This is a genomic window from Bifidobacterium sp. UTCIF-39, assembly GCF_006408715.1.
GTDB lineage: Bacteria > Actinomycetota > Actinomycetes > Actinomycetales > Bifidobacteriaceae > Galliscardovia > Galliscardovia tissieri.
The window spans coordinates 48,800-55,439 of the sequence record NZ_JEOG01000022.1; the positions used below are offsets into that span (position 1 = coordinate 48,800).

The following is a 6,640-nucleotide window of genomic DNA, read 5'->3' on the forward strand; positions in this document are numbered from 1 at the left end:
TGGAAACCCTATCTGCAGAGGTCATTCAGGCTCTTTACCACATCGAGATCAGGCTCAATTATCTAGAGCGCGAGAAGAACGCTCGAAAATCGGAATAGATCGCACGCTCTCACAAGGCGGGTGACCCTGCGTCAGGTCACCCGCCAGCCAACTACGAAAGCACCCGCTCAGCTATGCAGCGGCTGCTTTCGATCCGGATACAGCTGCTCGGCCAGATGGTTCACCGCACGCGGCACCTCGCCGAATCCCGCGGAGATGAGCTTCACCTTGCCCGGATAGTTCACCGCGTCACCTACGCCGTAGATGCCCGGCACGTCGGTTTCCAGATACTCGTTCACCTGCAGATCGCCGCGCTTGACCGGCAGCCCCCAATCGCGCAGCACATGGTTGTCGGAGGTGAACCCGTAGTTGACCAGCAGCGCGTCCACGTCGAGATCAAGCGTCTCATCGCTCTTGATCTTCGCCAGTTCGATATGCAGACCGTCCGGCGTGCCGGCCACGGTGGTGAACTTGTACGGGGTCAGGATCGCCACCGTGGATTCCTTGAGCCGGGTGACGCTGGATTCAAGCGCACGGAAGTTGTCACGACGATGGATGAGCACCACCTTTTCGGCGATCTGCTCCAGTTCGAGCGCCCAGTCGATCGCCGCGTCGCCGCCGCCCGCCACGGCCACGGTCTTGCCCTTGAAATCAGCCAGACGCTTGACGAAGTAGAACACCTTGCGTCCGTCGAGCTGCTCACGATCATAGTCGATGGCCAACGGACGCGGGCTGAACGCACCGCTACCGATGGCCACGATCACACTACGCGTATGGATCTCACGATTCGCCGTGCGCAGGATGAACGTGCCGTCGTCGAGACGTTCGAGTCCGGTTACCTCCTCGTTCGTGTGCACATCAATCCGATCACCGAACGATTCGATCTGCCGTTTGAGATTGGCGATGAGTTCCGCACCCGTTCCCGACACGAATCCGGCGATGTCGTGGATCGGCTTCTCCGGGTAGAGCGCCGCCACCTGACCGCCGAGTTCGGGCAGACTGTCGACCAGCTGTACATCAAGATTGCGCATGGCCGCATAGAACGCGGTGAACATGCCCACCGGCCCTCCCCCGATCACGGTCACATCGGTCAGCGTCTCATCGGTCATAATGGTTCCCCCTAGTGTTGTATATGACGCATTACGCACGCATTGTGCATGACGATAGCCGCCAGTATACGGATTCACCACCGTTGACGAAACACTGCCAACACTGCCGAAAACGTTGCAATTCCAACGATTGATAACGGTTCACAAATAGAACCGTCACCGTACTTTCTCACACCATACCGCTCTCGACATCACGTTTTCGTTGCAATTCCAACGGTTTTGGGCGCTATATGACCGTCGTGAGCCGTTTTGACAGTCCGCCACGCACATTTGTACGCTGTGAGCCATACGGCCGGCCACGCAACAGCGGCGGGGCCGCAGCCACTAGGGGTTTACGTTATTTTGGGGGTCACATGAGCTACACCGCCACCTGGGCAGACCAAAAGCTCAACGCCAACGAGATCAGCAAGCTGAACGAGGATGGCCTTGACGTATTCAAGGATCTGCCGGAACTGGTCAAGAAGCCGTTCTCGGAAGTCGACAAAAGCTACTACATGTACTTCAAGTACGCCGGACTGACGGTGCAGAAACCGCAGGACGAAGGCTACTTCATGATGCGCATCAAGATCCCCGGCGGCCGTGTGACCGTGAAGCAGGCGGATCATCTTGCGTGGATCGGCCGCAAGTACGGTCACGGCATCGTTGACCTGACCACCCGTCAGGCCGTGCAGTACCACTGGATTCCGTTCGCCGAACTCGTCGACATCTTCGCCGGCATCGAGGCCGTGGGCCTCACCACGGTGGGCGCCGAAGGCGACATCACGCGTAACATCATCGACAATCCGCTGTCCGGCATCGATCCCGACGAGCTGTTCGACACCCGTCAGACCGTGCTCGACGTATACCGTCGTTTCCAGGGCAACTACGACTATTCGAACCTGCCGCGCAAGTTCAAGATCTCGATCAGCAGCAACCGTCACAACTCGGGTAACGCGGAGATCAATGATCTGGCGTTCATCCCGGCCACCAAGCGCATCGGCCGTCACACGGTCAAGGGCTTCAACGTGAAGGTCGGCGGCGGTCTGGGCATGAAGCCGATGCTCGCCCAGCAGCTCAACATCTTCGTCACGCCCGACCGCGTGGCCGATCTCGCCGAAGTCGTCTGCCGTCTGTTCCGTGACTACGGCTACCGTCGCAGCCGTTCCAAGGCCAGGCTCAAGTTCCTGATCAAGGATTGGGGCGTCGAACAGTTCGAGGACAAGATCCGCGAATCGTTGCCCGATCTGCAGACCAAGGGCGTGTCCAAGGTCAAGGGTTGGACGAACGGCACCGCGCTCGGCGTGCATCGTCAGCTGCAGGACGGCTACTACTACGTAGGCGTCAGCGTACCGTCCGGCCGTATTCAGGCCGATGATTTCCAGGCGCTGATCGACGTGGCGCGCAAGTACGGCAAGGACGAGATCCGCTTCGACCACTGCCAGAATCTGATGATTCCGTGGATCAAGGAGGAGGATCTGCCCGCACTTGAGGCCGAGCCGATCTTCGAACGGTTCTCGATCCACCCGCGTCTGCTGGCCGACTACGGCACCACATGCACGGGCGCCGAGTACTGCAATCTGGCGAACGCGTACACCAAGACCGTGTTCAAGCCGCTGGTCGAGGAGCTCGACAAGCGTTTCAGCTTCGACACCCCGCTGAACATCACGCTCACGGGATGCGGCAACGGCTGCGCCCACCGTTCCATCGCCGATATCGGCATCGAAGGCGTGCACGCCCGTACGGCCGACCGTCAGCACACGGCGGGATACAAGCTGTCCGTGGGCGGTAGCCTGCTCGATGGAGGTCACTTCAACGAACAGCTGAAGGGTGTGGTCTCCGCCGAGCAGCTCACCGATGCGGTGGGCTCGCTACTCGCCGACTATCAGGACTCCCATGAGGGCAAGGAGTCGTTCTACGACTACTACCAGCGTGTGGGCACCGAACATTTTCAGGAAGTTTTCGACAATTATCTGGCAACCCTACCCGCAACGGAGGTACTGAAGTAATGAGCACCAAGATCATTTTCACGAGCGCGACCGGCAACACCAAGGAGGCCGTGGAACTGCTTGAGGAGGCCCTGCAGGATCTGGATCAGGACGTTGAGGTCTTCGACGCCGAGGACGGCGTGGAGGTCGACGAGTTCTTCGACGGTGCCGACAACTATGTCGTGGCCAGCTGGAGCGACGGCGACAACGGCGAAGTGCCCGGCGGTATCGTCGACTTCTACGACGATCTTGACGGATACGACCTGTCCGGCAAGAAGGTGGCCGTGCTCGGCACCGGCGACACCAGCTACCCGCACTTCTGCGCCGCCGTGGACATCTTCGAAAAGCTGCTCACGGCTGACGGTGCCGAACTGGCCGCTCCGTCCCTGAAGATCGAGCTCGCCCCCGACGACGACGCGATCGCCAAGATCAAGGATCTCGCCAAGACCCTCGCCGACGCGGACTGATCTCCCAGCCCGGCCTCGATCCCATCTCTCATCCCCACACTCATCCCCGTCACGGCTCCCTTCGATGGTGTTCATCACCGTCGAAGGGAGCCGTCAAGGTCTCACATCAAGGACTCATCATGACCACTGGATACCTCTACGTCCTGCACGGGCGCCGCGGAAAGATTCCCGAGTCAAACCTCGACCTGCTGAACAACTTCATTCAGCGTTCCGAGCAGATCGGTCGCATCTCATTTCTTGAGGGTGACGAGCAGACTCTGGAGGACGGCATTCGCGACCTGCAATCCCATGTCTCGCACCTGACGATCGTGCCGGTGCTGCTGTTTTCCGCCACGCATATGCGTTGGGATATTCCGCAGCGCACGCGCAAGGTACTCAAGCCTGGCGTCACATTGTCCGTCACCGAACCGTTGGCCACCACGCGCGCGGTGCGCGACTACCTGGTCGATCATCTGAGCAAGGCGGTCAACGAATATCCTAGGCGTCGTATTCTGCTGGTCGCGCATGGCACTCCGCACTTCCCCGAACCGTTCGACCAGTTGCAGGCGTTGGCCTCCGATGTCGAACGGCAGATCGGCGTGCCGATCATCTGCACGAATCACATCGGCCATCCGTTGATCGAGGAGACGCTGCGCGTCGATCCCGGCCCGTTGATCGTCGAGCGCCTGTTCCTCACCGACGGACGTCTTGCCAACAAGATCAAGGCCCGCGTCGAGGCGCTGACCTCCGACGCTGTATTCCTTCCCACGTTGGAGGATGATCCGGTCATTACCGCGGCTATTCAGGAGCGTCTTTCCGAGCTCGCCTTGGCCCCGGCGAACTAAACGAACTCGGCGTCCGCTGCCGTTCGGCCGTTGGAGATCGTGGAATAATGGTCATCATGACGGATTTCCAGACCAGCCCGAACGGCAATGTCGATCAGATCGTCGACGCCTTCGGACGTTTCGATGCAAAGGTGGATGCCATGCGTGAGCGTCGTCTCAACGATCCTGATTCGCTCGGCGACAAGATGCTGAAATTCGCCATCCCGTCCGTTGCCGGATTCATAGCCAGCAAGGCATTTCAATTGGTGTGGAACGGCCTCATGACCAAGCGTGCGTCGCAGCGCGCTGGACGTCATTCGGCCCAGTCCGCGGTGACGCGTGAGAATTCCGTTGGCACCGGCAAGCTCGGCGATGGCACCATCGATGAACAAGAAAGCCTGTTCATGAGCATCGCGTTCTCGGCGTTGTCCGCGGCATTGAGCGCCGTGGTCTCCCAGCTTTCCGATCGTGGATCCCAGGCCTTGGTGAATCGCCGTCACCGTCGCCGATAATCGTTAGACAATCGTTATCAATATCGCTGTGACACCGATCGCTGGACAGAGCACTCCCATGTTCTCCCAGCGAACAACGTTCAGTGTCGTCATACTGTGTTCTGCCACAATGGTGTCATGACAGAGCACACCTATGATCTTGACAATCCAACCATTCAGACGCTGCTGAACCGTCGTTCCATCCGCGCATTCGCCGACGAAGCCATTCCCGCCGACGTGATCGATACTCTGGAATCCGCGGCCCAGCACGCAGCATCCAGCCAGTACCTCAACGACTGGTCCGCAATCCGTATCACCGATCCCGCAATCGCCGCCAAACTCGCCGAAATCGGCCGCCAGCCCTATATCGCACAGGCTCCGCTGCTGTACGTGTTCGTTCTTGACGAGCATCGCAACGCGCTGATCGCCAAGGCCAAGGGTGTGGATATCGATTCCGACGAGTTCACACTGAACGGCAGCTACCGCTTCACCCAGGCGCAGAACGACGCCGTACTCGCCCTGCATGCCATGGAAACCGCCGCCTATTCACTTGGTCTGGGCTGCGTGATCCTCGGCTCGCTGCTCAACGATGTGGACGCGCTGATCGACCTGCTCCACCTGCCCAAGTACACCTACCCCGTGCTGGGGCTGGCAATGGGCGTTCCCGCTCAGGAGCCCAAGCTGAAGCCGCGTATGCCGAAGTCGGTACAGTTCTTCGAGAACGCCTACCCGGAGATTTCCGACGACGTGCTGTCCAAGATCGCCGATTTCGACGCCGACGTGCACCAGTACTACGATCTGCGCAACACGGATCGCCCGGTCGACGCCTTCAGCGATCAGATCGCAAAGAACTCCACCGCGAACATGGACGAACGTAAGGTCCAGCCGGCTGCTTCCCGTCAGGGATTCCGTCTCGACCGCTAGTTCGATCGTTCATCCTACGCGCATAACGCGCTTCATGACGGTAGCCGGTCAGGCGCGTACCGGCTACCGTTCGTTCTACGTGTATAGCGCGCTTTTCGTGCATCCATGCGTATCACAGTGGACACTCACCGTTCCTGCAATTGTCAACGTCGCAATTGCCGACATCGTCGAGTCCACTGTGATGCGATTCCATAGTTCAGTTCCCACGCCGAAAACCCCCATGGGACGTGGTTGGAGTCCACAGTGATGTTGCTCCACGTTCTTTGGCGTACCTCTGACAGCACAGCAGATGTGCTATTGCTGAAGACCACTGCAACGCTGTTCCACGGTCAACGATTGACCTCGATGTATGTATGACGGTATTGACGACTCCGTACTGATGACGAGATGACGATCGTCTCCGTTATTTACGACGTGGCTTGTATCCCTTTTTCCGCGAATGCGGTTTGACCTGCTGATTGAGTGGCACATGCACCCACGCATTGTCCGGTGAATGACTGGTCAGATGCCATGTTCCACAGTACTGGCAACGATACGTCCACAGTTCCGCTCCGCGTTCGATACGGCTCTGCTCGGCGGCTCGTTCCGCCTGGGCTTTGTCGTGATACATGATTTTCGACGAATTCGGGCATCGTTTCGGAGTGAAGAAGTGCATGCTCCGTATTATGCCCCGTCATACGGTCAATGACGAACCGCTAACATCACTAACCCCATAACCCGGGAATCGGTTGGTGAAGAGAGTGAGGAAGAAACAAAAAGAGAGGCTGTGGAGGGTGTTTTCAAGCCCCTTCGACAAATATGAAGAGAGGCTTTGGAGTGTTCCCCAAAGCCTCATGCAAAGAT

7 protein-coding genes are annotated in these 6,640 nt (G+C 58.7%); 5 read left to right on the forward strand and 2 right to left on the reverse strand.

The window, feature by feature from the left end:
• Positions 1-167 precede the first annotated feature (167 nt).
• Positions 168-1,148 (reverse strand): NAD(P)/FAD-dependent oxidoreductase, encoded by a 981-nt coding sequence (locus EP30_RS08995; RefSeq protein ID WP_140558021.1) that lies wholly within the window; start codon positions 1,146-1,148, stop codon positions 168-170.
• A 353-nt stretch (positions 1,149-1,501) separates the two neighbouring features.
• Between EP30_RS08995 and EP30_RS09000 the strand changes: the two genes are divergently transcribed.
• From EP30_RS09000 to EP30_RS09020, 5 genes are all read left to right on the forward strand, one after another.
• Positions 1,502-3,133 carry a nitrite/sulfite reductase gene (locus EP30_RS09000; RefSeq protein WP_094663795.1) on the forward strand — a complete coding sequence of 544 codons (1,632 nt, stop codon included), beginning with the start codon at positions 1,502-1,504 and terminating at the stop codon, positions 3,131-3,133.
• A complete protein-coding gene (locus EP30_RS09005) occupies positions 3,133-3,579 on the forward strand; it encodes a flavodoxin domain-containing protein (RefSeq protein ID WP_140558024.1) in 447 nt (148 codons plus the stop codon). The genes EP30_RS09000 and EP30_RS09005 overlap by 1 nt, the downstream gene beginning before the upstream one ends.
• 119 nt (positions 3,580-3,698) lie before the next feature.
• Positions 3,699-4,403, forward strand: coding sequence for a sirohydrochlorin chelatase (locus EP30_RS09010; protein WP_140558026.1), 705 nt, complete (start codon positions 3,699-3,701; stop codon positions 4,401-4,403).
• A gap of 56 nt (positions 4,404-4,459) precedes the next feature.
• Positions 4,460-4,894 carry a DUF4235 domain-containing protein gene (locus EP30_RS09015; RefSeq protein ID WP_094663915.1) on the forward strand — a complete coding sequence of 145 codons (435 nt, stop codon included), beginning with the start codon at positions 4,460-4,462 and terminating at the stop codon, positions 4,892-4,894.
• 117 nt (positions 4,895-5,011) lie between these two features.
• Positions 5,012-5,797, forward strand: a complete 786-nt coding sequence (locus EP30_RS09020) for a nitroreductase family protein (protein WP_140558029.1) — start codon at positions 5,012-5,014, stop codon at positions 5,795-5,797.
• Between the two features lie 403 nt (positions 5,798-6,200).
• Here the strand turns inward: EP30_RS09020 and EP30_RS11180 are convergent, their stop codons facing one another.
• Positions 6,201-6,452, reverse strand: a complete 252-nt coding sequence (locus EP30_RS11180; RefSeq protein ID WP_094663787.1) for a hypothetical protein — start codon at positions 6,450-6,452, stop codon at positions 6,201-6,203.
• Between the last annotated feature and the right edge of the window lie 188 nt (positions 6,453-6,640).

Coding starts and splice junctions, on each gene's coding strand:
- EP30_RS08995 (WP_140558021.1), bottom strand. CDS start 1,148: ATGACCGATGAGACGCTGACCGATGTGACCGTGATCGGGGGAGGGCCG.
- EP30_RS09000 (WP_094663795.1), top strand. CDS start 1,502: ATGAGCTACACCGCCACCTGGGCAGACCAAAAGCTCAACGCCAACGAG.
- EP30_RS09005 (WP_140558024.1), top strand. CDS start 3,133: ATGAGCACCAAGATCATTTTCACGAGCGCGACCGGCAACACCAAGGAG.
- EP30_RS09010 (WP_140558026.1), top strand. CDS start 3,699: ATGACCACTGGATACCTCTACGTCCTGCACGGGCGCCGCGGAAAGATT.
- EP30_RS09015 (WP_094663915.1), top strand. CDS start 4,460: ATGACGGATTTCCAGACCAGCCCGAACGGCAATGTCGATCAGATCGTC.
- EP30_RS09020 (WP_140558029.1), top strand. CDS start 5,012: ATGACAGAGCACACCTATGATCTTGACAATCCAACCATTCAGACGCTG.
- EP30_RS11180 (WP_094663787.1), bottom strand. CDS start 6,452: ATGCACTTCTTCACTCCGAAACGATGCCCGAATTCGTCGAAAATCATG.